This window comes from Mycobacterium shunyiense (assembly GCF_058270035.1).
On sequence record NZ_JBZDPT010000010.1, the window covers coordinates 54,569 to 79,524 of the forward strand.

At 66.1% G+C, this 24,956-nt stretch carries 29 protein-coding genes, 3 tRNA genes and 1 pseudogene; 17 read left to right on the plus strand and 16 right to left on the minus strand.

Going from position 1 to position 24,956, the window contains the following annotated elements; translation table 11 throughout:
* Positions 1 to 2: 2 nt before the first annotated feature.
* Positions 3 to 1,253: an MFS transporter gene (locus AC4ELS_RS08580; RefSeq protein WP_463790933.1), complete on the minus strand. Its 1,251-nt coding sequence runs from the start codon at positions 1,251 to 1,253 to the stop codon at positions 3 to 5.
* On the minus strand, positions 1,250 to 1,708 hold the full coding sequence (locus AC4ELS_RS08585; protein ID WP_082941832.1) for a MarR family winged helix-turn-helix transcriptional regulator: 459 nt from the start codon (positions 1,706 to 1,708) through the stop codon (positions 1,250 to 1,252). The genes AC4ELS_RS08580 and AC4ELS_RS08585 overlap by 4 nt, the downstream gene beginning before the upstream one ends.
* Positions 1,709 to 1,871: 163 nt before the next feature.
* Here AC4ELS_RS08585 and AC4ELS_RS08590 point away from each other — a divergent pair.
* A pseudogene (locus tag AC4ELS_RS08590) lies at positions 1,872 to 2,711 on the plus strand (hypothetical protein).
* Positions 2,712 to 2,785: 74 nt separating this feature from the next.
* Here AC4ELS_RS08590 and AC4ELS_RS08595 read toward each other — a convergent pair.
* From AC4ELS_RS08595 to AC4ELS_RS08610, 4 genes are all read right to left on the minus strand, one after another.
* Complete coding sequence (locus tag AC4ELS_RS08595; RefSeq protein ID WP_448448193.1) at positions 2,786 to 3,496, minus strand: crotonase/enoyl-CoA hydratase family protein; 711 nt, start codon at positions 3,494 to 3,496, stop codon at positions 2,786 to 2,788.
* 23 nt (positions 3,497 to 3,519) lie between these two features.
* Positions 3,520 to 4,368: a DUF8453 domain-containing protein gene (locus tag AC4ELS_RS08600; protein ID WP_064959265.1), complete on the minus strand. Its 849-nt coding sequence runs from the start codon at positions 4,366 to 4,368 to the stop codon at positions 3,520 to 3,522.
* 72 nt (positions 4,369 to 4,440) lie between these two features.
* Positions 4,441 to 5,430 carry a T6SS phospholipase effector Tle1-like catalytic domain-containing protein gene (locus AC4ELS_RS08605; protein ID WP_498885607.1) on the minus strand — a complete coding sequence of 330 codons (990 nt, stop codon included), beginning with the start codon at positions 5,428 to 5,430 and terminating at the stop codon, positions 4,441 to 4,443.
* A 240-nt stretch (positions 5,431 to 5,670) separates the two neighbouring features.
* Entirely contained in the window at positions 5,671 to 6,396 is a 726-nt protein-coding gene (locus AC4ELS_RS08610; RefSeq protein WP_499046791.1) for an MBL fold metallo-hydrolase, read from the minus strand.
* Positions 6,397 to 6,530: 134 nt separating this feature from the next.
* Here AC4ELS_RS08610 and AC4ELS_RS08615 point away from each other — a divergent pair, with 134 nt between their 5' ends.
* From AC4ELS_RS08615 to rplA, 13 genes are all read left to right on the plus strand, one after another.
* Positions 6,531 to 6,983: an RrF2 family transcriptional regulator gene (locus AC4ELS_RS08615; protein WP_064886350.1), complete on the plus strand. Its 453-nt coding sequence runs from the start codon at positions 6,531 to 6,533 to the stop codon at positions 6,981 to 6,983.
* A complete protein-coding gene (locus AC4ELS_RS08620; protein WP_448448195.1) occupies positions 6,980 to 8,215 on the plus strand; it encodes a globin domain-containing protein in 1,236 nt (411 codons plus the stop codon). Before AC4ELS_RS08615 ends, AC4ELS_RS08620 begins: the two co-directional genes overlap by 4 nt.
* Positions 8,216 to 8,325: 110 nt before the next feature.
* Positions 8,326 to 8,398: transfer RNA gene (locus AC4ELS_RS08625), tRNA-Thr, on the plus strand.
* A 69-nt stretch (positions 8,399 to 8,467) separates the two neighbouring features.
* Positions 8,468 to 8,541: transfer RNA gene (locus AC4ELS_RS08630), tRNA-Met, on the plus strand.
* Between the two features lie 46 nt (positions 8,542 to 8,587).
* Positions 8,588 to 8,755 carry a 50S ribosomal protein L33 gene (gene rpmG / locus AC4ELS_RS08635; protein WP_003881823.1) on the plus strand — a complete coding sequence of 56 codons (168 nt, stop codon included), beginning with the start codon at positions 8,588 to 8,590 and terminating at the stop codon, positions 8,753 to 8,755.
* 9 nt (positions 8,756 to 8,764) lie between these two features.
* Positions 8,765 to 9,229 (plus strand): (3R)-hydroxyacyl-ACP dehydratase subunit HadA, encoded by a 465-nt coding sequence (hadA, locus tag AC4ELS_RS08640; protein WP_064886348.1) that lies wholly within the window; start codon positions 8,765 to 8,767, stop codon positions 9,227 to 9,229.
* Positions 9,229 to 9,657 carry a (3R)-hydroxyacyl-ACP dehydratase subunit HadB gene (gene hadB, locus AC4ELS_RS08645; protein WP_055110091.1) on the plus strand — a complete coding sequence of 143 codons (429 nt, stop codon included), beginning with the start codon at positions 9,229 to 9,231 and terminating at the stop codon, positions 9,655 to 9,657. The genes hadA and hadB overlap by 1 nt, the downstream gene beginning before the upstream one ends.
* 13 nt (positions 9,658 to 9,670) lie before the next feature.
* Positions 9,671 to 10,180: a (3R)-hydroxyacyl-ACP dehydratase subunit HadC gene (gene hadC / locus AC4ELS_RS08650; RefSeq protein ID WP_064886347.1), complete on the plus strand. Its 510-nt coding sequence runs from the start codon at positions 9,671 to 9,673 to the stop codon at positions 10,178 to 10,180.
* Between the two features lie 172 nt (positions 10,181 to 10,352).
* Positions 10,353 to 10,425: transfer RNA gene (locus AC4ELS_RS08655), tRNA-Trp, on the plus strand.
* A 70-nt stretch (positions 10,426 to 10,495) separates the two neighbouring features.
* Positions 10,496 to 10,963 carry a preprotein translocase subunit SecE gene (secE, locus tag AC4ELS_RS08660; RefSeq protein ID WP_064886346.1) on the plus strand — a complete coding sequence of 156 codons (468 nt, stop codon included), beginning with the start codon at positions 10,496 to 10,498 and terminating at the stop codon, positions 10,961 to 10,963.
* Between the two features lie 27 nt (positions 10,964 to 10,990).
* Complete coding sequence (nusG, locus tag AC4ELS_RS08665; RefSeq protein ID WP_463790930.1) at positions 10,991 to 11,821, plus strand: transcription termination/antitermination protein NusG; 831 nt, start codon at positions 10,991 to 10,993, stop codon at positions 11,819 to 11,821.
* A gap of 70 nt (positions 11,822 to 11,891) precedes the next feature.
* A complete protein-coding gene (rplK, locus tag AC4ELS_RS08670; RefSeq protein WP_003881829.1) occupies positions 11,892 to 12,320 on the plus strand; it encodes a 50S ribosomal protein L11 in 429 nt (142 codons plus the stop codon).
* Positions 12,321 to 12,401: 81 nt separating this feature from the next.
* Positions 12,402 to 13,109, plus strand: coding sequence for a 50S ribosomal protein L1 (gene rplA, locus AC4ELS_RS08675; protein ID WP_064886344.1), 708 nt, complete (start codon positions 12,402 to 12,404; stop codon positions 13,107 to 13,109).
* Between the two features lie 83 nt (positions 13,110 to 13,192).
* On the opposite strand, the gene AC4ELS_RS08680 is transcribed toward rplA, so the two are convergent.
* The 7 genes from AC4ELS_RS08680 to AC4ELS_RS08710 all read right to left on the minus strand — a co-directional run bounded on the left by AC4ELS_RS08680 (position 13,193) and on the right by AC4ELS_RS08710 (position 20,678).
* Positions 13,193 to 14,440 carry an RNA polymerase sigma factor gene (locus tag AC4ELS_RS08680; RefSeq protein WP_499046794.1) on the minus strand — a complete coding sequence of 416 codons (1,248 nt, stop codon included), beginning with the start codon at positions 14,438 to 14,440 and terminating at the stop codon, positions 13,193 to 13,195.
* 6 nt (positions 14,441 to 14,446) lie between these two features.
* A complete protein-coding gene (locus tag AC4ELS_RS08685) occupies positions 14,447 to 15,142 on the minus strand; it encodes a YciI family protein (protein ID WP_448448198.1) in 696 nt (231 codons plus the stop codon).
* Positions 15,143 to 15,247: 105 nt separating this feature from the next.
* Entirely contained in the window at positions 15,248 to 16,108 is an 861-nt protein-coding gene (locus AC4ELS_RS08690) for a cyclopropane mycolic acid synthase family methyltransferase (RefSeq protein WP_064886342.1), read from the minus strand.
* 184 nt (positions 16,109 to 16,292) lie between these two features.
* Entirely contained in the window at positions 16,293 to 17,171 is an 879-nt protein-coding gene (locus AC4ELS_RS08695; protein WP_135359472.1) for a cyclopropane mycolic acid synthase family methyltransferase, read from the minus strand.
* Between the two features lie 158 nt (positions 17,172 to 17,329).
* On the minus strand, positions 17,330 to 18,247 hold the full coding sequence (locus AC4ELS_RS08700) for an alpha/beta fold hydrolase (protein WP_064886399.1): 918 nt from the start codon (positions 18,245 to 18,247) through the stop codon (positions 17,330 to 17,332).
* A gap of 9 nt (positions 18,248 to 18,256) precedes the next feature.
* A complete protein-coding gene (locus AC4ELS_RS08705) occupies positions 18,257 to 19,630 on the minus strand; it encodes an ABC1 kinase family protein (protein ID WP_448448199.1) in 1,374 nt (457 codons plus the stop codon).
* 52 nt (positions 19,631 to 19,682) lie between these two features.
* Complete coding sequence (locus AC4ELS_RS08710; protein WP_463805148.1) at positions 19,683 to 20,678, minus strand: oxygenase MpaB family protein; 996 nt, start codon at positions 20,676 to 20,678, stop codon at positions 19,683 to 19,685.
* A 77-nt stretch (positions 20,679 to 20,755) separates the two neighbouring features.
* Between AC4ELS_RS08710 and AC4ELS_RS08715 the strand changes: the two genes are divergently transcribed.
* Positions 20,756 to 21,382, plus strand: a complete 627-nt coding sequence (locus tag AC4ELS_RS08715) for a TetR/AcrR family transcriptional regulator (RefSeq protein ID WP_499046797.1) — start codon at positions 20,756 to 20,758, stop codon at positions 21,380 to 21,382.
* A gap of 45 nt (positions 21,383 to 21,427) precedes the next feature.
* Here the strand turns inward: AC4ELS_RS08715 and AC4ELS_RS08720 are convergent, their stop codons facing one another.
* Positions 21,428 to 22,030, minus strand: a complete 603-nt coding sequence (locus AC4ELS_RS08720; RefSeq protein WP_055110070.1) for a DinB family protein — start codon at positions 22,028 to 22,030, stop codon at positions 21,428 to 21,430.
* A 3-nt stretch (positions 22,031 to 22,033) separates the two neighbouring features.
* Complete coding sequence (locus AC4ELS_RS08725) at positions 22,034 to 22,555, minus strand: DinB family protein (RefSeq protein ID WP_064886337.1); 522 nt, start codon at positions 22,553 to 22,555, stop codon at positions 22,034 to 22,036.
* 61 nt (positions 22,556 to 22,616) lie between these two features.
* Between AC4ELS_RS08725 and AC4ELS_RS08730 the strand changes: the two genes are divergently transcribed.
* Positions 22,617 to 23,591, plus strand: a complete 975-nt coding sequence (locus AC4ELS_RS08730; protein WP_448448201.1) for a helix-turn-helix transcriptional regulator — start codon at positions 22,617 to 22,619, stop codon at positions 23,589 to 23,591.
* Here the strand turns inward: AC4ELS_RS08730 and AC4ELS_RS08735 are convergent.
* Positions 23,584 to 24,132 (minus strand): nucleotidyltransferase family protein, encoded by a 549-nt coding sequence (locus AC4ELS_RS08735; protein ID WP_064886335.1) that lies wholly within the window; start codon positions 24,130 to 24,132, stop codon positions 23,584 to 23,586. The genes AC4ELS_RS08730 and AC4ELS_RS08735 overlap by 8 nt on opposite strands.
* Positions 24,133 to 24,197: 65 nt before the next feature.
* Between AC4ELS_RS08735 and AC4ELS_RS08740 the strand changes: the two genes are divergently transcribed.
* Entirely contained in the window at positions 24,198 to 24,950 is a 753-nt protein-coding gene (locus AC4ELS_RS08740; protein ID WP_064886334.1) for an endonuclease/exonuclease/phosphatase family protein, read from the plus strand.
* The last annotated feature ends 6 nt before the right edge of the window (positions 24,951 to 24,956 follow it).

Below are 24,956 nucleotides of genomic sequence, written 5' to 3' on the forward strand. Positions count from 1 at the left end.
GGTCAGAGTGTTGCCGCGTTTGGTGCCGACAGCGCGGCGGGACGGGCCGCGAGCGCGACGACCAGTGTGATGGCACCTGCGATGACGAATGCCACCCGCACGCTGAACACGTCGGCCGCGCCACCCAACAACGCCGCCGCGAACGGGCGCGACCCGAGGAAGCCGACGAGCCACAGCGCCATGATGCGGCCCCGCAGTTGCTCGGGGGCCCGCTCCTGCACGACGGTGCTCAGGCCCGTCATCGCCCAACCGAAGCCCAGCCCCGCGACCGCGAAACCGGCCAGCGCCAAGGCCGTGACCGTGCCCGCGGCGAGCAGCCCACAGCCGGCCACCAGCAGCCACAGCCCGATTGCCGAAACCCGGGCTGCGGCCAGCCGTCCGCGCATCGACGCCAGCACCACCATGCCGAGCGCCGCGCCGACGCCGAACGCCGCCGAGAGCGCACCCACCAGGTGGGCGCTGCCGCCGAGATCCTCGGCCATCGACGGGGTGAGCGTGATCGAGGGATCCGAGGCGAACCCGACCGTCGTCACGGCCAGCAGTGCCAGCAGCAGCGGGCGGTCCCGCCACACGTACGCCAGTGCCGCGCGCACCCGATAGTCGCCGTGCGGGCTGCGTTCCGGCCGGGCCGGGAAGGTGACCAGCAGCAGGAAGATGGCGAACACCAGGTGCAGCCCCGCGCTGATCGCGAAGCCGGGCGCCGCACCGAGCCGCGCGGCCAGGAAGGCACCGATGGCCGGGCCCAAGATCCGGCCGATGGTCATCGGAATGCTGTTGAGCGCCATGGCCGTCGCAAGCTCGCCGTCGCGGATCAGGCTCGGCACCACCGACTGCATGGCCGGGCCGCCGATGACGAACCCGAAGCCGACCATGGTGGAGCCCACAAGCACCGGTATCGCCGCGGCGGTGCCCTGCAGGTCGGGGTCCAGCGCCAGCCAGAGTGCGGTCGAGCCCGAGCCGATGATGCACAACACCCGGCCCCACAGGATCTGACGGGCCGGGTCGCCGATGTCGGCCCACTTGCCGCTGGTCGGGCTCAGGATGAGTTGCGGCAGGAACTGTGCGACGCCGACCATGCCCACCATCACCGCCGAGCCGGTGGCGTCGAAGATCACGATGGCCGCGACGATGCCGTGCGTCCACACCGCGACGACCGAGAACATCTTGCCCCAGAACAGGGCACCGAACACCGGGTCGAACATCAGCCGCAGGGCGCCGCGCGGCTGCGGGCGGGCAGTGGTCTGGGCTGTCACGAGCTCACTCCCCGCTCGAAATCGGTGACCAGCTGCTCCAACAGGTCGACGAGTTTGTCGACGTCGGACTCGGACCATTCGGCCACGGTTTCGGCGACCATCTCGCGGCGCCGTTCGGTGACATCGGCCAGGGCCTTGCGGCCGTCTTCGGTGAGCGTGAGGACGCAGCGGCGCTGATCGTCGGCGTCTTGGGTCTTGGTGAGCAGGCCCGCGGTGACGACATTGGCGACGGTGCGGCTGGCGGTGGAGTGCTCGACGGCCATGTATTCGGCGACCTCGCCGACCGAGGCGCTCTGCCCGGCCTTCTCCCGCTGTTCGACGGCACGGAGCACCCGCAGTGTCGACAAGGACGGCACGCTGCCCGACGCGTCGATCAGCCGGCGCCGCCAACCGGGGCGCTGCCGGACGATGTGGATGCGCACCAGAAGCTCATCGAGTTGGTTGTAGCGGGGCATTATATGTGCATAGCACATAGATATATTTGGAGCGAATGTCGATGAGCGGTCGGCGCAGGTGGCGAGCGGCTCCGCGTGTGTAGCGCTGTGGTGGGAAGTGGGCCGGAAAATCGCCGCAGCGCTTCATACGTGAGCTGTCGGTAGGGCTCGGCAGACTCCGCCCATGGGGGATCCATTCGTCGGAAGCCAAGCGCTGGCCTCGGGAGCATTGACGCGGCATGAACTGCGAACCCGATTCAGAGCCATCCATCGCGACATCTACGTCGCTAGGGACGCCAGACCGACCGCGCTACTACGCGCACGGGCCTGCTGGTTGCGGTCACGGGGCCACGGAGTCCTGGCCGGATACTCCGCGTCGGCGTTTCATGGAGCTCGTTGGATCGACGCGAGCCTGCCGGCCTACGTCATCGACAACAACAATCGCAGGCCGACCCGAGGAATTGTCACCTGGGCAGACACGATCGATGACGACGAGATCTGTTCGATCGGCGATATCCGCCTCACCACGCCGGTCCGCACCGCGGTTGATCTGGCCTGCAAGTTCCCCGAAGACACGGCTGTCGCTGCGATCGACGCACTGGCGAGGGCCACCCGCTTGAACGTGGCCGACATCGAACTGGCAATCGAACGCCACGCTGGCCGGAAAGGTATCAAGCAAGCTCGCGCGATCGTCGCGCTGGTAGACCCTGGGGCGGAGTCGCCGCAGGAAACATGGTTGCGGCTACTGGTGATTCGCGCGGGCTGGCCACGGCCGCAAACGCAATACCCGATCTGCAACGAGTACGGCGCGCTGATCGGTGAGGTTGATCTGGCCTGGCCGGAGGTGAGGATTGCCCTGGAATAGAAAGGCGTTCATCACTCCGATCCCGAGCAGATTCGTAAAGACATCATGCGGGTCGACGCGATGGTCGAGATGGGGTGGACCGTCATCCGGGTCACGTCCCGTGAGGGCGAGGCCAGCGTTCTGGGCCGGATCGCCAAAGCTTGGGCCTCGCGTGCGTAGCGCTGTGGCGGCAAAACGGCCGCGGAATCGCCACAGCGCTTCATACGTGAGCGGATGGCCCTGGCGCCAGCGTGCTACCCCGCGAATTCCTGCGCCAGGCCGTCGATTCCCGCTCGAATCGCGGTCAGGGCCTCGGCGCGGGCCTTGAGCTTGCTGGCCACGTGCGCGCCGGTGTGCAGGGTCGCCGCGGCCTCGGCCGCCACCTGCTGGGCGCGGGACAGCACCGCGTCGGCCTCGACGATCTCGTCGAGCCAGCCGCCCGCGATCGCCGCGTCACCGGTGAACACCGCCGCCATGGCGATCCCGCGCTGAAAGGCCGCGCGGGTCAAGCGCATGCGCATGATCTCGATGGCCGCGATCGGCAGCGTCATCCCGATCTTCACCTCGTTGGCCTGGCACCGCGATGTCACGGCGCCGACCCGATGATCACCGGACAGCAGCAGGAACGAGCCCATCGCGATGGCGTGACCGGTGGCGGCCATGATCACCGGCACCGGGAAACTCAGGCACCGCACCGACAACTCGAAACCACCGGCGAGCATGCCCAGCGTCGCCGCCACGTCGCCCGACGAGAACACGCTCAGGTCGAACCCGCCGCTGAACACCTTCGAATTGCCCGCCAGCACCACGGCTTTCACCTCGCCGGCAGCCGCACCGGCGGCGGCCTGATCCAGCGCCGCGTTGATCTCGGCCTGCATCGCAGGTGACAGTGCGTTGACCTTGCCGTCGTCCATCGTGATCGTGGCCACGGCATCGTTGAGCTCGTAGCTCACCAGGCTGCTCATCGCACTGATGCTAGCGAGTGGGTTCAGGCCCGGTGACGCCTGCCGGAGGTCGTCGCCGGCTTGATCAGATCGGTCTCGGGATCGTCATCGTCGTAATCATCGTCATCGTCGTCGCCGGCCTCGTAGCGATCGCGCCAGCGGGAGCGCATCTCGGCGCCCATGGCGTTGATGCGGTTGATCTCCGAACGCAGCTTCTGCTCGTCCGTCTCCTTGGCTGCGTACTGGAAATACGTCAGCACGCCGCGCAACAACTCCAGCTTCTGCTTCTCCCGCCGGGCCTGATCGTGGGTGGTCAGCAGTTCCATGCGGTCCACCGGCGGCAATGTCGCCCAATCCAGCACCGCGGTGTTGCGCAGCTTGCGGCCACTGGGCTTGCCGGCTGAGCCCGGCTCGTCGTAATAGGTGACCGCCCCGTCGAAGCGTGAGGCAATCGCCTCACCGAGTTGCTTGCGGTCCAGCGCCGAATCCCACACGATGCGCCACTCCTGCGACGGCGCCAGATACGGGATCTCGGCGGGCAGGTTCAACGGCACGATGTCGACGAAGTTGTCGTCATACGAGCTCTCGTACTTGCCGACCGTGGGAGGGTTCGCGAACTCGAACCGCAACCCGTACGCCGGGCGCTGGCCGTAGTTGCGGACGACCAGCTCCACCAGGTGCCAATCGGCACTGCTCGGCTCCATGAACATCGATACGTTCGGCTGGGTCAGCTCGGCGCGCCGATCCCTGGCCTTCAGATACTGCCGCCACGCATAGATCAACGCGACGACGATGACGACGATCGCCACCCATGCTGCGAGCGCAGTCCATGCACCCGGTTCGAAACTAGCCAACTCACGCCCCCGGTCCGTGACTGAATCGATGATCCCCACCAAGTGGGTATATCACGGACATTCACCCTGGGCAGCGGTCCGGCTCAGCAAACTTCGGTCAAACCAGCGTCCTCACGAGGCGACGGCAGTGAGGATGTCGCGCTGCACCGGCACGGTCACCGGCGTGTGGACCAACCGCTCGCCACGCGCCAGCCACTCGATATCGGCCCATTCGATGCGCGCGGGCAATCGCCGCCAATAGTGCGGGTGCGAGCGCAGATACACCTCGACACTGGCGTGCACCTTGGCGTCCAGTGGCGTCCGGCACCGGCCGATCGCCGGCGCGGTCCCGGCTAGCGCGTCGAGATCGGTGGGGCAGGCGCTGTGGTCATGAACTCGCAGCCCCGCCCCGATGGCTCCGTCCAACATCCAGTCCAGGGCGATGTCCGCCAGCGGCCAGCACGCTCCGGTGCCGCCGATGAGGTCGTCGCGGGTTCCCCGGAACCAGACCTCGTCAAGGCTCTCGCAGTACCGCATCGTCCGGCGACCACCGTCGACCGCCACCGCGTGCCGACCGGACTCCACTGTCGGCAGCGGGCCCATGTGGCGCTTGGTTCCGGGCGTGGCCGTGGCATTCCACAGCCCGACGAACCGCACGGGCACGGCCGGATCGCGATCACCGAACAACTGCGCCGCCAACACCCTGATCTGTCGCCAGTCCTGGGGCGTGCGCGCCGTGCGCGGCAGCACATAGGTGGCGAGCGCGTAGTCGAGTACGTCATCGGAATGAGCCGGCAACAAGCCGACCGTGCCGAGCAGGGTGGCGAGTTCACCGGCGCGATGCCCGCCCTCGCCGCCGCCGAACACGAAGATCTGGTCTCCGGGATCCCACGCATCGCCGAGGAAGTGATAGGCCTCGGCGATGGCGGCCCGGGCTTCGCTGGCCGGGTCGCCCCGGCGGCCCGGCGCGATCCGTCTGGCTTGTCGTGTGGCTGTGCCGCTGTGATACCAGGTCAACTGATCGGTGCCGTCCAGCAACCGAAACAGCATCTCGGTATTCGACGCGTCACGGAACCCGGAATGTTCATCTGTGTGGTCGAAGCACAGCACGATGTTCTTCACGGCGACCCCCGGCGGGACTGTCAACTATTGCTCAACTGATGCTGACTAGTACTTTGCCGGGTCTGCGGACTGATGTCCTGAGTATTGCACTACTCGAATCGCGCAGAACGGTACGTAGTTCCCGTTGCAACAGCTTGTGCAACGAAATCCGTGGCAGGAGGACCGTCGGAGGGCGGGTTTGCCCCGTTTCGTGATCGTTAATTCAGTGGATTCCGTACTTGGCCGCACTGAAACGATTCATCAGCCGCCCATCAACATGCGCCATTGGTCGAGGTTCGACGCGCGATACACGTAGTTGCTGCGTTTGACCTCATCGAGCGGGGCGCTCGGCTCTTCCGAGTACCAGTGCCCCGGGAAGACGGTCGGGTCTCCGGACAGCTGGGCCAGCGCCTGCAGGCTGCGGAACATGTCGTCGACATTGCCGCCGGGAAAGTCGGTGCGACCGCATCCGTCGAGGAACAACGTGTCCCCGGCGACCAGTCGGCCGTCCACCAGGAAGCACTGGCTGCCCGGCGTATGGCCGGGAGTATGGAGTAGCTCGATCTCCACCGCGCCGACCGAAACCTTGTCGCCGTGGACGTGCGAGGTCAGCTCACTCGGTGCGATCCCGGTGACCTGGGAGACCCAGTCAGCCTCGTGGGAGTTGACGTGGACCGGCACACTCTGGCGTTCCAGCAGTTCGGCGAGGCCCTTGAGGGTGAAGCCCGCCATCGTGCCGCCGACGTGGTCCGGGTGGTGATGGGTGACGAGCACGCCGGAGAGGCGCATGTCGTCGGCCTCGAGCGCGTCGACGAGATCGTTGGCCGCGTAGGCCGGGTCGACCACGACCGCGTCGCCCGTCTCGCGGTCCCCGATCAGATACGAGAAGTTGCGCATCTGCTGTGCGATCGGGTCGCCGGCCGCGTAGTCGCGGCCCGACAGCAACTGCCGGAAGTACAAGCGGTCTTGGGTGTTGGGCTCGGACATGCGTCCAGCGTATTAGTGCCCCGCAACGCCTTCTTCGCGCATCCCCGCAGGTCCAAAAACCGCACGTCATGACGTGTTTGAACCCACACCGATAAAACTCGCATCAAAAATGCGGAATTACTAGCGTCATCGGTATGCACCTCACCCGGTTCACCGACCTAGGACTGCGCACGCTGATGCTGCTGTCCTCGGGAGAGACCGAGGACCGGCGCATCACCACCCGCACCATCGCCTCGGGCGCCAACGCCTCCGAGCATCACGTCGCCAAGGCCGTCTCCAAGTTGTCCGAGCTCGGCATGGTGCACGCGCGGCGCGGCCGGGTCGGGGGACTGGTGCTCACCGAGGCCGGGCGCAATGCCTCGATCGGCTGGCTGGTGCGCGAACTCGAAGGGGACCGCGAGGTCATCGAATGCGGCGGGGACTCCCCATGCCCGCTCATCGCAGCCTGCCGGCTACGCCGGGTGCTGGCCGACGCAAAGGAGGCGTTCTATCGCGAACTCGACCGATACACCGTCACAGACCTGACGGCTGACAGCCGCCTACCGATTGTTCTGCAACTCACCACCCCTGAAAGGAATCCCCGATGACCGTCACCAGCCCCGAGCCGTCTGCGGTACGCGACGAACTGGAGCCCAAGCACGCCGAGATCGTCTCCGCGACACTGCCTCTCATCGGCGCGCACATCGACGAGATCACCTCGGAGTTCTACCGCCGGCTGTTCGCCAACCACCCCGAGCTGCTGCGCAACCTGTTCAACCGCGGCAACCAGGCCCAGGGCGCCCAGCAGCGCGCGTTGGCAGCGTCCATCGCCACGTTCGCCACCCACCTGGTGAACCCCGACCTGCCACACCCGTCGGCACTGCTGGCCCGGATCGGCCACAAGCACGCCTCGCTGGGCATCACCGCCGACCAGTACCCGATCGTGCACGACAACCTCTTCGCCGCGATCGTCGAGGTACTGGGCGCCGACACCGTGACGCCCGAGGTGGCCGAGGCCTGGGACCGCGTCTACTGGATCATGGCCGACACTCTGATCGCCCTGGAGCGTGACCTCTACGCCGGTGCCGGCGTGGAACCCGGTGACGTCTTCCGGCGGTTGCGCGTCGTCTCCCGCGTCGACGACCCGTCCGGAGCCGTGCTGGTCACGGTCCGCGCCGCAGAACCCGTCAACTTCATTGCCGGGCAATACGTTTCGGTCGGCGTCACGCTGCCCGACGGCGCCCGCCAGCTACGCCAGTACAGCCTCGTCGGCGCGCCGGGATCCACCGATCTGACGTTTGCGGTCAAGCCCGTTGACGCCGTCGCAGACCAGCCCGCCGGCGAGGTGTCGTCCTGGATCCGGGCCAACCTGTGCATCGGCGACCTGCTGGACGTCACGCTGCCGTTCGGCGACCTGTACACCGGCGGCAAACCTGACGGACCTCTGGTGCTGGTCTCGGCGGGTATCGGGATCACCCCGATGGTCGGCATCCTGGAGTTCCTGGCAGCCGAGGCGCCCGACACCCAGGTGCGGGTCCTGCACGCCGACCGCAGCGACAGCGGCCAACCGATGCGCGAACGCCAGCACGAGCTGATCGGCGCACTGCCCAACGCCGGCCTCGACCTCTGGTACGAGGACGGTGTCACCGGAGGGGCGGCCGGCGTGCACGCCGGACTGCTCAAGCTCGACGGGATCGATCTGCCCGCCGACGCCGCGTACTACCTGTGTGGCGGGGCCGGATTCGTCGAGGCGGTCCGCACCCAGCTGAGCGACCGGGGAATCGCCCACGAGCGGGTGCACTGCGAGCTGTTCGCGCCCAACGATTGGCTTCTGGATTAACCGACCAGGCAAAACAGCTCCCCGGCGGCCGCGCTGACCTGCGGTTTGGTTTGGCTGCCGGGGAGGTTGTACCCTCTTTAAGGCCCCGCAGCCGCAACGCTGCGGGACAAGCCCCCTTAGCTCAGTCGGCAGAGCGTTTCCATGGTAAGGAAAAGGTCAACGGTTCGATTCCGTTAGGGGGCTCGGTGGACGCCAGGCGAGCGAAGCGACGCGGGAGTATCCGGACGTGGAGCCCCACCTGGGACCATCCGGGGCGGTGTAGCTCAGCTGGTTAGAGCGCACGACTCATAATCGTGAGGTCGGGAGATCGAGCCTCCCCACCGCTACAGGAACATCAAAAGCAGAGCGTGATTTTGAGCAGGGAGAACTGACGTGGCGTCGAGTACCGACGTACGGCCGAAGATCACTTTGGCGTGCGAGGTGTGCAAGCACCGCAACTACATCACCAAGAAGAACCGCCGCAACGATCCCGACCGGCTCGAGATCAAGAAGTTCTGCCCCAATTGCGGCACCCACCAGCCGCACAAAGAGTCGCGATAGCCATTCGCTGTGGCTCTTTCGACCAGCATCGTCGGGATGCATTATCGGCATCCTGAGCATTACGAAGTCGGACGCGAGAAGATCCGCGAGCATGCGATCGCGGTCAAGAACGACGATGCGTTCTTCCACGACGAGGCTGCCGCGGCAGAGATCGGCCACGACTCGCTGCCGGCGCCGCTGACCTTCATCTGCATCTTCGGTTACCAGGCGCAGTGGGCATTCTTCGAGTGGGCCGACATCGGCATCCAGGATGCCCAGATCGTCCAGGTCGATCAGGAGCTGAAGTTCCTGAAGCCGGTCAAGGCCGGTGACAAGCTGTACTGCGACGTGTACGTGCATTCCGTGCGCAAGGCGCACGGCACCGACATCATCGTGACCAAGAACATCATCACCGACGACAAAGGTGACGTGGTCCAGGAGGCCTACACGACCCTGGCCGGGCGTGCGGGCGACGGAGAAGAGGGTTTTAACTGATGGCGCTGCGCGAGTTCAGTTCAGTTCAGGTCGGTGACACGCTTCCGGAGCGGGTGATCCCGCTGACCCGTGGAGACCTGGTCAACTACGCCGGTGTGTCCGGTGACCTCAACCCGATCCACTGGGACGACGAGATCGCCAAGCAGGTCGGCCTCGACACCGCGATCGCCCACGGCATGCTGACCATGGGCCTCGGCGGCGGCTACGTCACCGGTTGGGTCGGCGACCCGGCTGCCGTGACCGAGTACAACGTCCGCTTCACCGCGGTGGTGCCCGTCCCCAACGACGGTGTGGGCGCCGAGATCGTCTTCAACGGACGGGTCAAGTCCGTCGACCCCGAGCAGAAGCTGGTCACCCTCGCCATCTCGGCCACCGCAGGCGGAAAGAAGATCTTCGGGCGGGCCACAGCGACCGCAAAACTGGCGTAAGGAGTTCTGGGCCATGGCACTCAAGGCTGACATCCGGGGAATGGTCTGGAAGTATCCGTATCCCTTCCTGATCGGCCGCGAGCAGATCCGCCAGTACGCCAAGGCCGTCAAGGCCATGGACCCGGCCAGCCACGATGAGGCTGCCGCCGCCGAACTCGGCCACGACACCCTGGTCGCACCGCTGACCTTCGCCTCCACCCTGGCGCTGCTGGTGCAGGAACACTTCTTCCAGAACGTCGACATCGGCATGGAAACCAAGCAGATCGTCCAGGTGGACCAGAAATTCCTGTACCGCAAGCCGCTCAAGGCCGGCGATCAGCTGCACGCCGTCATGGAGGTCGCCTCGGTCGAGGAGCGCTTCGGCGCGGACATCGTCGTCACGCACAACGTGTGCACCGACGACAACGGTGAGGTGGTCCTCGAAGCCATCACCACGATGATGGGTCACGACGCCGACGACTCCATCCAGGTCAAGTGGGATCCGGAAACCGGCAAGGTCATGCGGAAGGCCGCCGGCGAGTAGTCGTCAGCAGGGGCGCGATTAGTTTCTCGGGCCCCTGCCGGGTACACTCGGCACTCGGGGTTTTTCCCATTTCAGCGCGCTGTCCGTCGGCTTGACCATCGAACGGGCCGCGCGCGAATTGTGTAAGCCTCGGCGCAGTACGGTGACGAAAGCGCCAGAAAGTCACCAACAGAGGGGCGTAGCTCAACTGGCAGAGCAGCGGTCTCCAAAACCGCAGGTTGCAGGTTCAAGTCCTGTCGCCCCTGCTCAAACTGAATACTCGACAACGTGTGGACACTGGAAGGTGGACATACAAACCAGGATGAAAGGCATGCGGTGAGCGACGAGCGCGAAGGTGCCGGCTCCGCAGACGACACTGGAACCGACACCGGCACCGACACCGGGGCAACGGACACCTCGCACGGTCAGACCGCGGTGGTGACCCGGCCGCTGCGCCCGACCGGCAAGCGGAGCCGTCGTGGTGCAACTGGTGAGGCCGACGGTGACGACGCCGCCGAGGGCGACGCGTCGAGCGATGATGCCAAGGCCGACTCCGGTAAGTCGAAGAAGGCCAAGAAGAACGCGAAGGCCAAGAAGACCGGGCCGTCGCGCAACCCGATCATGTTCGTCGTCAACTACCTGAAGCAGGTCGTTGCCGAGCTCCGCAAGGTGATCTGGCCGAACCGCAAGCAGATGGTCAGCTACACCTCGGTGGTGCTGGTCTTCCTGGTGTTCATGGTGGCGCTGATCTCCGGCGCCGACCTGGGCCTGGCGCGGCTGGTGTCGCTCGTGTTCGGCACCTGATCCGGAATTTGAGAGAGGACTGACAACGTGACCACGTTCGACGGCGACGAGACCGTTGCCGAGACCGTTGACGTCGACGGCGTCGAGTCGCAAACCGATGAATCGGCTGAGGGCCAAGAGGTTGTAGCGGCCGACTCGGTCGACGAGACCGACCCGGCCGACGAGGCCGAAGAGGCTCCGGCCGACGAAGCCGCCGAAGAGGCGCCCGCGGTCGACGAAGTCGACGAAGACGAGGACCCGGCAGTCGCGCTCAAGAAGGAACTGCGCCTCAAGCCCGGCGACTGGTACGTCATCCACTCGTACGCCGGTTACGAGAACAAGGTGAAAGCCAACCTCGAGACCCGCGTGCAGAACCTGGACGTCGGCGACTACATCTTCCAGGTCGAGGTGCCCACCGAAGAGGTCACCGAGATCAAGAACGGCCAGCGCAAGCAGGTCAACCGCAAGGTGCTGCCCGGCTACATCCTGGTCCGCATGGAGCTCAACGACGAGTCGTGGGGCGCGGTGCGCAACACCCCCGGCGTCACCGGCTTCGTCGGCGCCACGTCGCGTCCGTCCCCGCTGTCGCTGAACGACGTGGTGAAGTTCCTGCTGCCGCAGGGCGCAGCCAAGAAGCCCGCCAAGTCCAGCGCCGCCGCCACCCCCGGTGCCAGCACCGAGGCCACCTTGGAACGGCCCGAGATCCTGGTCGATTTCGAGGTCGGCGAGTCCGTCACCGTCATGGACGGCCCGTTCGCGACGCTGCCCGCCTCCATCAGCGAGGTCAACGCCGAGCAGCAGAAGCTCAAGGTGCTGGTCTCCATCTTCGGCCGCGAGACTCCGGTCGAACTGACCTTCAACCAGGTCTCCAAGATTTAGTCGCCACAGCGGCTAGAAACAACGGGCGTTTACGCGCCCTTGGATGAGCAAGTAAAGGAACACCAGAAGCATGGCCCCGAAGAAGAAGGTCGCCGGGCTCATCAAGCTGCAGATCCAGGCCGGGCAGGCCAACCCCGCCCCGCCGGTCGGTCCTGCGCTTGGCCAGCACGGCGTCAACATCATGGAGTTCTGCAAGGCGTACAACGCCGCGACCGAGTCGCAGCGCGGAAACGTCATCCCCGTGGAGATCACCGTCTACGAGGACCGCAGCTTCACGTTCGCACTGAAGACCCCGCCCGCCGCCAAGCTGCTGCTCAAGGCAGCCGGTGTGCAGAAGGGCTCGGGCGAGCCGCACAAGACCAAGGTCGCCAAGGTGACCTGGGATCAGGTGCGCGAGATCGCTGAGACCAAGAAGGCCGATCTCAACGCCAACGACATCGACGCCGCGTCGAAGATCATCGCCGGCACCGCCCGCTCCATGGGCATCACGGTCGAGTAAGTACCGGGTTAGCTCCACAACCCGAGTGGAAGGGCTGGCATCGGCCCGCACCACGACTCCAGCAACACGATTGGATTTTCAATGAGCAAGAACAGCAAGGCATATCGCGAAGCCGCGGAGAAGGTCGACCGGGACAAGCTCTACAGCCCGCTTGAGGCCGCGAAGCTGGCCAAGGAGACCTCCTCCAAGAAGCAGGACGCCACCGTCGAGGTCGCCATCCGCCTCGGCGTCGACCCCCGCAAGGCTGACCAGATGGTCCGCGGCACCGTCAACCTGCCGCACGGCACCGGTAAGACCGCCCGCGTCGCCGTGTTCGCCGTCGGCGAGAAGGCTGAGCAGGCACTGGCCGCCGGCGCCGACGTCGTCGGCAGCGACGACCTGATCGAGAAGATCCAGGGCGGTTTCCTGGACTTCGACGCCGCGATCGCCACCCCGGATCAGATGGCCAAGGTCGGAAAGATCGCCCGCGTGCTGGGCCCGCGCGGTCTGATGCCGAACCCCAAGACCGGCACCGTCACCCCCGATGTCACCAAGGCTGTGGCCGACATCAAGGGCGGCAAGATCAACTTCCGCGTCGACAAGCAGGCCAACCTGCACTTCGTGATCGGCAAGGCGTCCTTCGACGAGGCCAAGCTGGCCGAGAACTACGGCGCCGCCCTCGACGAGGTGCTGCGGGCCAAGCCGTCCTCCTCGAAGGGTCGTTACCTCAAGAAGGTGACCGTCTCCACCACCACGGGCCCGGGTATCCCGGTTGACCCGTCGGTGACCCGGAACTTCACCGAGGCGTAGCTCGCGGAGCCGACCATCGGCACCGAGGCGTAGTCCTTAAGTCCGAGTGGCCAGTTACGGCACAAGATTCTCTGAATCGCGTGTCATAACTGGCCATTCGGCGTTTCTGGGGTGCACTCGGCGAGGCGGCGACGCAGGAACGCCCGCGCCGGCTCGGACGCCGCGCCTTCGCCGTCAAGTGCGACGCGGTACCAGCGCTGAGCCTCGCCGAGGTGGCCGGCACGACGCAGTAGATCCGCCCGGATTGGTGCCACGGCATTCGTCCGGGCCAGTCGTGGATCGTCGGCGACCTCGTCGAGTGCGGCCAGTCCGGCTTCGAACCCGTCGCGAAAGCCCACGGCCATTGCACGATTGGCGCGCACGACTGGCGAGTCGGTCATCGCCGCCAATTGGTCGTAGGCCAGGCAGATGGTGCCCCAGTCGGTGAGCTGCCAGGTGGGCGCCGTGGCATGCAGTGCCGCGATCACCGCCTGCGGAAGATACGTGCCGGCCGCACCGTCGGCCATACGCAGTTGTTCCAGGCCCCTTGCGATGCGGCCACAGTCCCAGTGGCTGCGGTCCTGCTCATCCAGCGGTATCAGCGCGCCGTCCTCGTCCACTCGGGTACGTCGGCGTGAATCATGCAGCAGCACAAGCGCGGCGAGCGCATGGGCGTCGCGGTTGCCCGGCATCAACGAGCAGAGTTCGCCCGCTAGCCGCACACCCTCATCGCACAGCTCGTCACGGATGGCCGAGGGCCCGCCGGTCGACCAGTAGCCCTCGGTGAACACCGAATAGATACACCCGAGGACGTGCGGCGTCCGCTCACCCAGAAGCTCCGGCGGCGGCACCCGCAACGGTATGTTCGCTTGACGAATCTTGTTCTTGGCCCGGGTGATTCGTTGCCCCACGGCGGCCTCGGACTGCAGCAGGGCCCGGGCGATCTCAGTGACGGTCAGACCGGAGATCAGCCGCAGGGTCAAGGCCAGCTGCGAGCTGCGGTCCAGCGCGGGGTGGGCGCAGGTGAACATCATCCGCAGCTCGTCATCGCGCACCGGTTGCAGCTCGGCGCCCCCGCCGTCGGTCGCGCTCACGTGCTCGTACACCGCTGCGAGTTCCTTTCCGGCACGGGCGGATTCACGTCGCAAACGATCCAGGGCCCGATTGCGCGCCACTGTCGTCAACCATGCACCGGGATTGGCGGGCACACCATCGGCAGGCCATGTCTGCACGGCCTGTGCGCAGGCCTCCTGGACGGCGTCCTCGGCCACGGTGAGGTCACCCGACCAACGCGCGATGGTGGCCACCACCGGGCCCCACTCGCGCCGAAAGACGCCGTCCAGCGGTGTCACCGAGGACTACAGGCCCGAGACGGCCGACAACTGACGCACCTCGATGGCCGACGCCGGAATCATCGACGCCAGCTTGACCGCCTCGTCACGATCGGAGGCACGCAGCACGTAGAAGCCGTTGGCGACCTCGGCGCCCTCGGCGTACGGACCGTCGGTGAGCGTCACCTCGCCGTCACGCACGCGCACGGTCGTCGCGGTGGACGGCGGTTGCAGCGGCGCACCGGCAAGTGTCTTGTCGCCGATGGTGTTGGCGAGTTCGACATGCCGGCCGGCCTGCCGGTTCCACTCCTCGGTGCCCGGCGTGTTGACGTCCTCGGGACGCTCCAGCAGCAGTGCCAGCCAATCGTTGCCCAATGGCTGCTCGGGCGCCTGCCAGTGGACCATCGGCCACACTTCGACCGCACCGAAGTGTGCGACCGGAATGTCGCGGGCCAGCGCCAGGGCCTCGTCGAGATTGTCGGCCTCCAACACGTAGTAGCCGCACGCCACCTCGGCCCCCTCGGCGTACGGACCGTCGGTGACCGTCGGGTGGTCCGGCCCGCCCGTGATGCGGGTGGCGGTGGCCGCCCGATCCAGTGCGTCGCCCGCCCGGATCGCGGACCCGGCCTTGGCGTGAAAAGCCTGGAAGGCTGCCATGCCCTCGGCCCGCTGTTCGGGGGCGAGTTCCACGTCCTGGCTGATAAGTAAAGCGAAGTAGTGCATCGTCATCTCCCGGCGTCAGCGAGTGGGAACCCTCTGTTCCACTCTCTACCTATCCGACGAACGCGGGTGCTGGGATCCGACAGCCCACCGAAGAAATTTCGGTGACTACTTCTGCAGCGTGAACTGATGCACGCTGATGTGGCCGGAGGCGAAGTACTTCTGGCAGCCGTTGAGGTACTTGTCGTAGCGGTCGTAAACCTCTTGGCCCTGGATCGCGATGGCCTCGTCCTTGTGGGCCTCGAGCGCGTCGGCCCAGATCTTGAGCGTCCGGACATAGTGCGGACCGATCTCATGAATCCTGGCCACGGTGAAGCCGGCTTCCTTGGCCTTCTCTTCCTCCATCGACACCGAGGGCAGCCTTCCGCCGGGGAAGATCTCGGTCATGATGAACCGCGCGAACCGAGCATCTTCGAACGTCATGTGAAGCCCGAGTTTCTGGCCCTGCCGGAGGTCGAATCCGGTGATGTTGTGCAGCAACATGATGCCGTCGTCGGGCAGTGCGTTATAGGCCGTCTCGAAAAACGCCGGATACCGCTCGAATCCGAAATGTTCGAATGCGCCGATCGATACGATGCGGTCAACTTTGTCGTTGAACTCTTCCCAACCTTGGAGCCGGACCTCGACGTTGCGCTCGGTGGGAATCTTGGCGAGCTTCTCGATGGCGTATTCGCGTTGCTCACCGCTCAACGTCAGGCCGATGACGTTGACGTCGTACTTCTCGATCGCGCGGGCCATGCCGGCACCCCAGCCGCAGCCGACGTCGAGCAGCGTCATCCCTGGTTCCAGACCCAGTTTGCCGAGTGCCAGATCGAACTTGGCGATCTGGGCTTCGTCGCCGGTCATGTCCTCGCGCTCGAAATAGCCGCACGTATAGCCCATGGTCGGGCCTAGAAAGAGTTCGTAGAATTCGTTGGAAATGTCGTAGATCGACTGCAGTTCTTCATATTTCGGTGTCAATTTGGACATATTCGATATGCTCCAAGCTGTAGAGTTCTCCCCGCGAATCTCAGAGTACCGCAGGCTCGACCCGACGCCCTGTTGCCGTCGCCGTCAATGAATTGCCTTGGCAAATAAAATTTTCGGGCTGCACCGCCGTTTTTCCGGTGTTGCCTGCGGTAATGCATCCGCGGTGCTTCGTTGGCGAAGGAAATCAGCCGGCGACATGCAGGGTGAACTGGTTGACGTCGGTGTAGCCGACGCGGAACAGGTTCGCGCAGCCCGTGAGGTAGCGCATGTAGCGGTCGTAGACCTCCTGGGACTGGGTCCGGACGGCCTCATCGTGGTGGGCCTCCAGATTGGCTGCCCACAGGTCGAGGGTTCGCGCGTAGTGCTTCTGCAACGATTGCCGACGCGTCAGCGTGAACGATCCCCGCTGCGCATGTTCCTCGACCATCTCCACCGTGGGTAACCGCCCGCCCGGGAAGATCTCGGTGAGAATGAACTTGATGAACTTGGCCAGCTCGAAGGTGAGCGGGATGCCTCTCTCGTGAGCGTCTCGGGGGTGCATCCCGGTGATGGTGTGCAGCAGCATCACCCCGTCGTCCGGCAGAACATGATGGGTGAAGCGGAAGAAGTCTGTATACCGGTCGGGGCCGAAATGCTCGAACGCCCCGATCGACACGATCCGGTCCACCGGCTCGTCGAACTCCTCCCATCCGGCCAGTAGCACCCGTTTGGAACGAGGCGAGTCGGAGTCGTCGAACAGCGTCTGCACGTGAGCGGCCTGGTTGCGGCTCAGGGTCAGGCCCACGACGTTCACGTCGTAGCGCTCGATTGCGCGCATCATCGTCGCGCCCCAGCCGCATCCGACGTCGAGCAGGGTCATTCCCGGTTGTAATCCGAGCTTGCCCAGCGCCAGGTCGATCTTGGCGCGCTGGGCTTCTTCGAGCGTCATGTCGTCGCGTTCGAAGTACGCGCAGCTGTACGTCCGGGTCGGATCCAGGAACAGGGCGAAGAAATCGTCGGACAGGTCGTAGTGGGCCTGCACGTCGTCGAAGTGGGGTTTGAGATTTGCCGGCTGTTTTGCCATGCGGCGCCTAACGAACGAAGACGGACTGGCGAGAGCCGCACTAAGCCACGTCTTGACCTAGCCGCCCCCCAGACTGCTCTAAAAAACAGTAGAGCGGGCACGGCCAGCTACCGAGCTTTCCGGCGCCGGCAAACGAATTAACGTTGCAGACGCAGGTATCAGGCGGAACTCGCGAAGTTCGTCTTCAGCTCGCCGACGATCTCGTCCCACACCGGTTCGGGCAGCTCGTGGCCCATTCCGTCGATCAACACCAGGCGGGCGCCGCTGATCGCACGCGCCACCGCGCGGCCCCCGAACGGGCGCATCAGCCGATCGGAGCGACCATGGATCACCACAGTGGGCACACTGATCCGCTTGTCGTGGTGGCGCAGGCTGCCGCTGCCGAGAATGGCGTCGAAGTGCCGGGCGATCCCGGCCGGATAGTAGGCGCGGTCGTACAGTTCGGCGGCCTGGGCCCGAATCTCCGCCTCGGGAGTGGGGTAGCCGGGGCTGCCGTTGATCCGGCTGATCCGAACGGCGTTGTCGATGATGGCATCTCGCGATGAATTGGCGGGCGGGCCCGTGATCACCGACAGCAATTGCTTGATACCCGGCGGCGGCAACAGCGGCTGGTTGTTGCTGGAGAAGATCACCGCCAGCGACTTGGTGCGCTGCGCATAACGGGAGGCGAACACCTGGGCGATCATCCCGCCCATCGAACCGCCGACGATGTGGGCATTGTCGATGTCGAGGTGATCGAGCAGGGCGGCAGCGTCATCGGCCACATCTTCGAGCGTGTAGACCGACGGACTCCGAAGCCCCAGAAACGACCGGGCCATCCGCAGCGGCAGCGGGGAATCGACCCGCTTGCCGGACAACTTGGTGGACAGCCCCACGTCGCGGTTGTCATAGCGGATGACCCGCAACCCCTGACTGACCAGCTTCTCGCAGAAACCGGTGCGCCACAACAGCATCTGGGCACCGAGGCCCATGATCAGCAGCACGGCCGGATCGTTCGGATCGCCCATGTCCTCGTAGTACAGGTCGACATCGCCGGATTCCGCCGACGACTTCGCGAACCCTGATCGCACCTTCATGCCGGCCATTCAGGCCTCGATCCCGTCGCCGTCTTCGCCCTGCTTGTGTTCCCGGCTGATATCCACCATGAAGTTGGCGAAATACCCGGTGAGCTGGGGATCGTTCATCATCTGCCACTTCGGCGCCAGCAGCTTCATGTACCGCTCGACGTAGAGGAACTGCTTGCCGATCAACACCAGCTCGCGGGGCAGCTTGACGTCGTAGGCATCGGCCAGCGCCGAGAGCTGCTTACCGATCTCGGCGTAGGACATGTCGCCGAGGGACTTCATCGTCAGCGGGGTGGCGAACTTCTCCAGGTCCTTGGCGGCCTGCGCCTCGGGCTTCACCGTGCCCACGGCCCCCATCAGCACGACGATCTTGCCCGCAGCGGCATGGTCCTTCTTGACCAGGAGGGCGTACACGAGCTCGCGCAACAACCAGCGGGTGCGCGGGTCGATGCGGCCCATGATGCCGAAGTCGAAGAACGCGATCTTGCCGTTGTCGTCGACATAGAGGTTGCCCGCGTGCAGGTCCCCGTGGAACAGGCCATGCTTGAGGCCGCCCTCGAACACACTGAACAGCAGAGCCTTGACCAGCTCGGTGCCGTCGAACCCCTTTTTGCGGATCGCAGCGACGTCGTCGATACGTACCCCGGTGACCCGCTCCATGGTCAGCACCCGCTGGCTGGTCAGGTCCCAGTACACCTGGGGGACCCGGATGTTCTCGCCCAGCGGCGAGGCATGCATGTGCGAGACCCAGGCGTCCATCGACTGGGCTTCCAGCCGGAAGTCGAGCTCTTCGGCCAGGTTGTCGGCGAAGTCGGCGACCACATCCTGGGCCGACAGCCGCCGGCCCAGCTTGGCGAGCTCCACCAGCTGCGCCCCGCGCTTGAGGATCTGCAGATCGGCGGCGACGCGACGACGGATCCCGGGGCGCTGGATCTTGACCACCACCTCCTCGCCGCTGTGCAGCGTGGCGTAGTGCACCTGGGCGATCGAGGCCGAGGCGAACGGGTTCTCGTCGAAGCTCTTGAACAGTTTCGTGGGCTCGTCGCCGAGTTCTTCGACGAAGAGCTTGTGCACCTCATCGGTGTCGGCCGGCGGTACCCGGTCGAGCAGGCTGCGGAACTCGCGGCTCAGCGGCTCGCCGAACGCGCCCGGGCTGGACGCGATGATCTGGCCGAACTTGACGTACGTGGGGCCGAGGTCGGAGAAGGCCTGCGGTACCTGCTTGACGATCTTCTGCTGCAGGGATCCGCGCCCGAACATGTTGGCCGCGACGCGGACCCCGGTGCGGGTGATCTGCCAACCGGTAGCGCCGATACGGGCGGCTTCCACGGGCAGCGGCACCCGGCTCAACCTGGCGACCTCGCGGTGCTTGGTTTTCGGCGGCGTAGTGCTCATAGCTGCAGTGTCTCAAAGGCCACGGTGCGGCCAAAAACATCTGTGCCGTGAGTCACACCGACGCGAAACTTTCCTCGACCTCGTCACGGCTCAGGATCGGGTCGGTTCCGGGCACGTAGGTGGGCTCGGTGTGCGGCGCGGTGGTTCCGGCGGAGACCCGCTTTTGGGCCGCCCGGAACTCCAGGGTGTTGCCGGCCGCGGTGTGCAGTCCGTTGATGACCGACCACACCATGGCGCGGCGGGCGGCCCGCTCGATCGGATTCGGATCGGTGTGCCCGATCAGCTGCTTGGCCCACTTCGGCATGGTGTCGCGGATTGCCCAGTCCACTGCGCTCTGCGGCATCGGCAGATTGGGGCCGGTGGCCATGGCCGCGCCGTGGGTCAGCGCCAGCCTGGGCAGATAGGAGTGCAGGCACTCCAGTGTCTCGGCCTTGGTTTCGGGTAGGTCGGTGCCGCCCAGGGCGTGCCCGACGCGGATGAACTCGCCGTAGTAGCGGTCGAGTTTCTTACCGCGCAACGGGTTCGGATGGTAGATCTCGTGCGCGGTGGCCAGTCCCCACACCACGGTCGCGTAGTTCCAGCGCAGCCAGTCCGGATCGTCGGCGTCGTAGACCGCGCCGTCGGGGCGGGTCCCCTTGATGGTGTGGTGCATGGCGCGGACGGTCTTGGCCACGCGCTCGGCGGTCTCGGTGTTGCCGTAGGCGGTGCCGATGAAGAACGCGATGGAGTGCCCCAGGCGCACGGCCGCGCCCTGCGGATCGATGACGGGGATGGCGGTGCCATCTTCGTCGCGCTTGACCAGACGCGAATGGTGCATGCCCATCCAGTAGATGGAGGGATCGAGGCGTTCCATGTACGCCGCGCACTGCAGGCCGAAGATGAGCGCCTCGGTGTGGGAGTGGACGTGCCAGACGGCGCTGCCGGGACCGAACCATCCCGGATCGCCGGCCGGTCCGGCGAACTCCATGCCACGGAAGTAGTGCTGACGGATGTCCGTGTCGAACTTCCGCTGCAGCATCTGCTCAAGGATTTGGTGTGGCATGTCCACCGCGGGACCCCTTTCTGGTTACGTCTGTAGCCAGAATACATTTTGGGTACGGGTGTGACCAGATCTAATCTGAAGGAATGACCGGAGCGCCCAACCCGACCCGCTGGGCCGGTGTGCCGCTGACCGACCGCCGGGCCGAGCGCCGCGCCCTGCTGGTGGACGCGGCGTTCCGGCTGTTCGGCGACGGGGGAGAGGCCGCGGTCTCGGTGCGCTCGGTCTGCCGCGAATGCGGCCTCAACACCCGCTACTTCTACGAGAGCTTCGCCGACACCGACGACCTGCTCGGTGCGGTGTACGACGAGGTCAGCGCTGCCCTGGCGGTCGACGTCGAAGCGGCGACGGCCAGCGCCGCCGATTCGCTGCGGGCCAGGACCCGCGCCGGGATCGCCGCGGTGCTGGGATTCAGCTCGGCCGACCCGCGGCGGGGACGGATCCTGTTCACCGACGCCAGGGCCAACCCGGTACTGGCCGCCCGCCGCACGGCGACCCAGGACCTGTTACGCGAGGCTGTGCTGTCCGAGGGCGGTCGGCTGCGCCCGGGTTCCGATCCGGTGGCCGCCCAGATCGGCGCGGCCATGTACACCGGTGCGATGGCCGAGCTCGCCCAGCAGTGGCTGAGCGGCAACCTGGGCGACTACCTCGACGTCGTGGTGGATTACGCGCTCCGGCTGGTGCTCGGCAGCGGCGGCGGTGCCGGCAATTAGGCCCGGTGCCGGCAATTAGGCGCGGGCGGTAAGCACGCAGCGCCGTCAGGCTTGAGCGACCGGCCGCCACCGCTTGATCCACTCGGTCTCGGGCCACTCCTCTTCGGCCGCGAGCAACTCGTACATCGTTGCGCGATCGATCGATTCGCGGATGATGTCGGCATGCCCGGCGTGGCGGCTGAGTTCCTCGATCAGATGCATGACGACCCACCGCACCGACCAGTTGTCGACGTCCTGTGGGAACCACGGCACATCGTGGGGCACCGGAACCGCGGTGTCGAGGTCCCGCTCGGTGAACACCCGCAGCGTCTCGGCGTTCTGGGCCTTGAACGCGTCGAGTAGCCCGGCCAGGGTTTCGTCCTCGCGCATCACGTGCATGTCGGCGTAGTCGGCGGCCTGTTCCTCGAATGGGCGGGGATCGGCCGGTGGGAACTGCGGTCCGTGCTCGGCGCGGTCGGCCCAGCTCTTCTGCACGGCGGTGACGTGCTTGATCAGACCGCCGACCGACAGCGCGCTCACCGACGGCGTGGACCGCGCCTGCTCGTCGGTCAGGCCGTGCGCCACTGCGAAGAAGGCGTTCTGCTGAAAGGCGAGAAACTCGACGAGGTTCCGGCGTTCATCGGCGGCGGGAGGCGGCATTCCTGGCATGGTTCAGTTCTCCTTGTTGGTTGAGTGGGCGTAAAGATCTCGGATACAAGCGATTTCGGCGCCGTGGTGGATCGCTTCCCGATTGATGTGCAGTACGAGCACTGCCATCGGCTCATCGCCGTAGGGCCCCTCGGCGGGACCGCACGGACGTTGCAGGTCATCTTCGCTCAGCGACCTGACCCCGTCGATCCAATTTCGGTACGCGTCGTCGAGTTGGTGCAGGGCCGTGGCCGCATCGGTGGCGTACGGCCACGACTCATAGTCCGCCGGCGGTCCGCCGAAGTGCGAGTGGTTGCGCATCGCGAACACACCGACGATCACGTGTGCCAGTCGCCAGGCGATCGTGGTGAACGGTTCCGGTTGTGGCGGTGGATAACTGAAGTCGATGGCGCCGTCGGGGTGAACCGTCCAGCAGTCGGGGACCGGTGCCCAGAAGTACTCGTGGTCGGTGAGGCCGTCCAATCGCGGCCTCAGTTGATTCGTCCAGTGGAAGTCCAATTGATCGGCCAGAAGGTTTGTCCACATGAGACCACTGTTTCACGCATATAGGACAGTTTCGGTCCTAAAAATGCGGCAGACTTCTGACATGGCGGTGAGCAGTGAAACCACCGGCCGCGTGTTGCAACTCCTCGGCCTGTTGCAGGCGCGCCGGGCGTGGACGGGCGAAGAGTTGGCCGAACGGCTCGGGGTCACCACCCGCAGCGTCCGTCGCGACATCGAGCGGCTGCGCGACCTCGGCTACCCGGTCCACGCCAGCAAGGGGCAGGGCGGCGGCTACCAACTGGGCGCAGGTGCGGCACTGCCCCCGCTGCTGCTCGACCCGGATGAGGCCGTCGCGATGGCCGTCTGCCTGCGGCTGGCCGCAGGCGGAAGCGTCGCCGGCGTCGGCGAATCCGCCCTGCGGGCACTGTCCAAACTCGACCAGGTCATGCCCGCGCGGTTGCGGTCACAGGTCTCGGCGGTGCACGACGCCACCGTCACCCTTGCACCCAACGCGTCGGACTCCCCGGTGGAGCCCGAGGTGTTGATGACCCTGGCCCGCGCCTGCCGCGACCGCGAACACGTCAGTACCGACTACACCGACATTCGCGGCAACCACACCGAGCGGCGGCTCGAGCCCTACCAGCTGGTGACCACCGGCCGTCGCTGGTACCTGATGGCCTACGACCGTGACCGGGAGGACTGGCGCAGCCTGCGGTTGGACCGGATGTCCACGGTGGCCGCGACGGGGACCACCTTCACCCCGCGCGAAGCCCCGAACGCAGCCGACTATGTGCGCCGGTCGATCAGCTCCTCGCCCTACCGCTACCGAGCGCGGGTGCGCTATCACGCCCCGCAAGAGGTTGTGGCGCAGAAGTTTCCACCGGCGTCGGCCACCGTCGAGGCGGACGGCCCCGCCGCCTGCATCGTCACCACCGGCGCCGACGACCCTGAACGCATGGTGCTTTATTTCGCCACCGTCGGCCACGACTTCGAGGTGCTCGAGCCGCCCGAGGTGGCCGCCGCCGTGCGCGCCGTGGCCGACCGCCTGCACCTGGCTGCGCGCGGCACGGTCAGGTGATCCCGAGGCGGTCGAGCAGCATCAGGAACGCCGCAGCGAAGTCATTGTCTGCGGTCGCGGCGCGCACCTCATCCCAGTCGACCTGCTCGCGCACCGCCCGGGCTGCGGGTAGCAACGGGGCGAAGTCGCAATGGTGTTCGTTGAGCGACCGCAGCTTCTCCGACACCACCAGCGTCGGCGGCAACACCGGCATCCGGACCGCGAGCACGTCCAACACCTCCGCGGAGGCCAGCGTCGCCGCATCCACCGACACCCCGTTGAGCTGGTAGAGCACGTCGACCAGCACGTCGTCGTCGGGATAGGCCTTGAACAACCAGTCCTCGGGTACATGCACGATCTGGAACCCGGCCTTGCGCAACGCCACCTCGGCCGCCTCGGCGTCCGTCTCGGCCACCACGAAATCGACGTCGTGAACCGGCTCGGGCGCGCCGTACACCCACAGCGCATAGCTGCCGCCGAGCGCGAAGTGCGGCCCATGCGCCTTGAATGCCGCGGCGGCGCGCTTCAGCGCGTCGCGCAGATCGTCGTTGCGGTCGAGCATGTGCCATCCCGGATCGGTCGGGCATCGCGATGGTGGAGCCGATGCAGAGTGGGTACTGAGTACCCATGCGGCTGGCCACTTTCAACATCCTGCACGGACGCAGTGTCCACGATGGCGACGTCGACCTCGGCAGACTTGCCGCCGCGGTGGCCGAACTCGACGCCGACATCCTCGCGCTGCAGGAAGTCGACCTGGATCAGCCCCGCTCGGGCAAGGCAGACCTGACCGCCGTGGCGGCCCGGGCGATGAACGCCGTGCACCATCGCTTCGTCGCCGCGATCTCCGGGACCCCGGGAGCCACCTGGATGGCTGCGACCGGCCGCGAACAACCCGGCACCGCCGCCTACGGCATCGCCCTGCTCACCCGGTACCCGGTCGAGAACTGGCAGGTGTTGCGGCTTCCCCGGATACCGGTCCGGTTTCCGATGTACGTCTCGGGCATCCGCCGGTTCCGGATCGTCCACGAAGAACCCCGGGCCGCGATGGTCGCGCGCATCGACACCCCACTCGGCGCGCTCACGGTGGCCAACACCCACCTGTCGTTCGTACCGGGATGGAACCGCCTGCAACTGCGGCATCTGGTGCGGGATCTGAGCGGCTTCCCGGCGCCGAGGCTGCTGATGGGAGATCTGAACTCAGGCGCGCCGGCACACTGGCGCCCACTCGGGGAGGCTCCGACGTTTCCCGCCGACACGCCGACGACGCAGCTCGACCACATCCTCACCGACGACCCGACACTGTTCGCCACTGCCTGCGTGGCGCCGCACCTACCGATTTCGGATCATCGGGCGTTGGTCGTCGACATTTCGGAGCGTTGAAGTCGT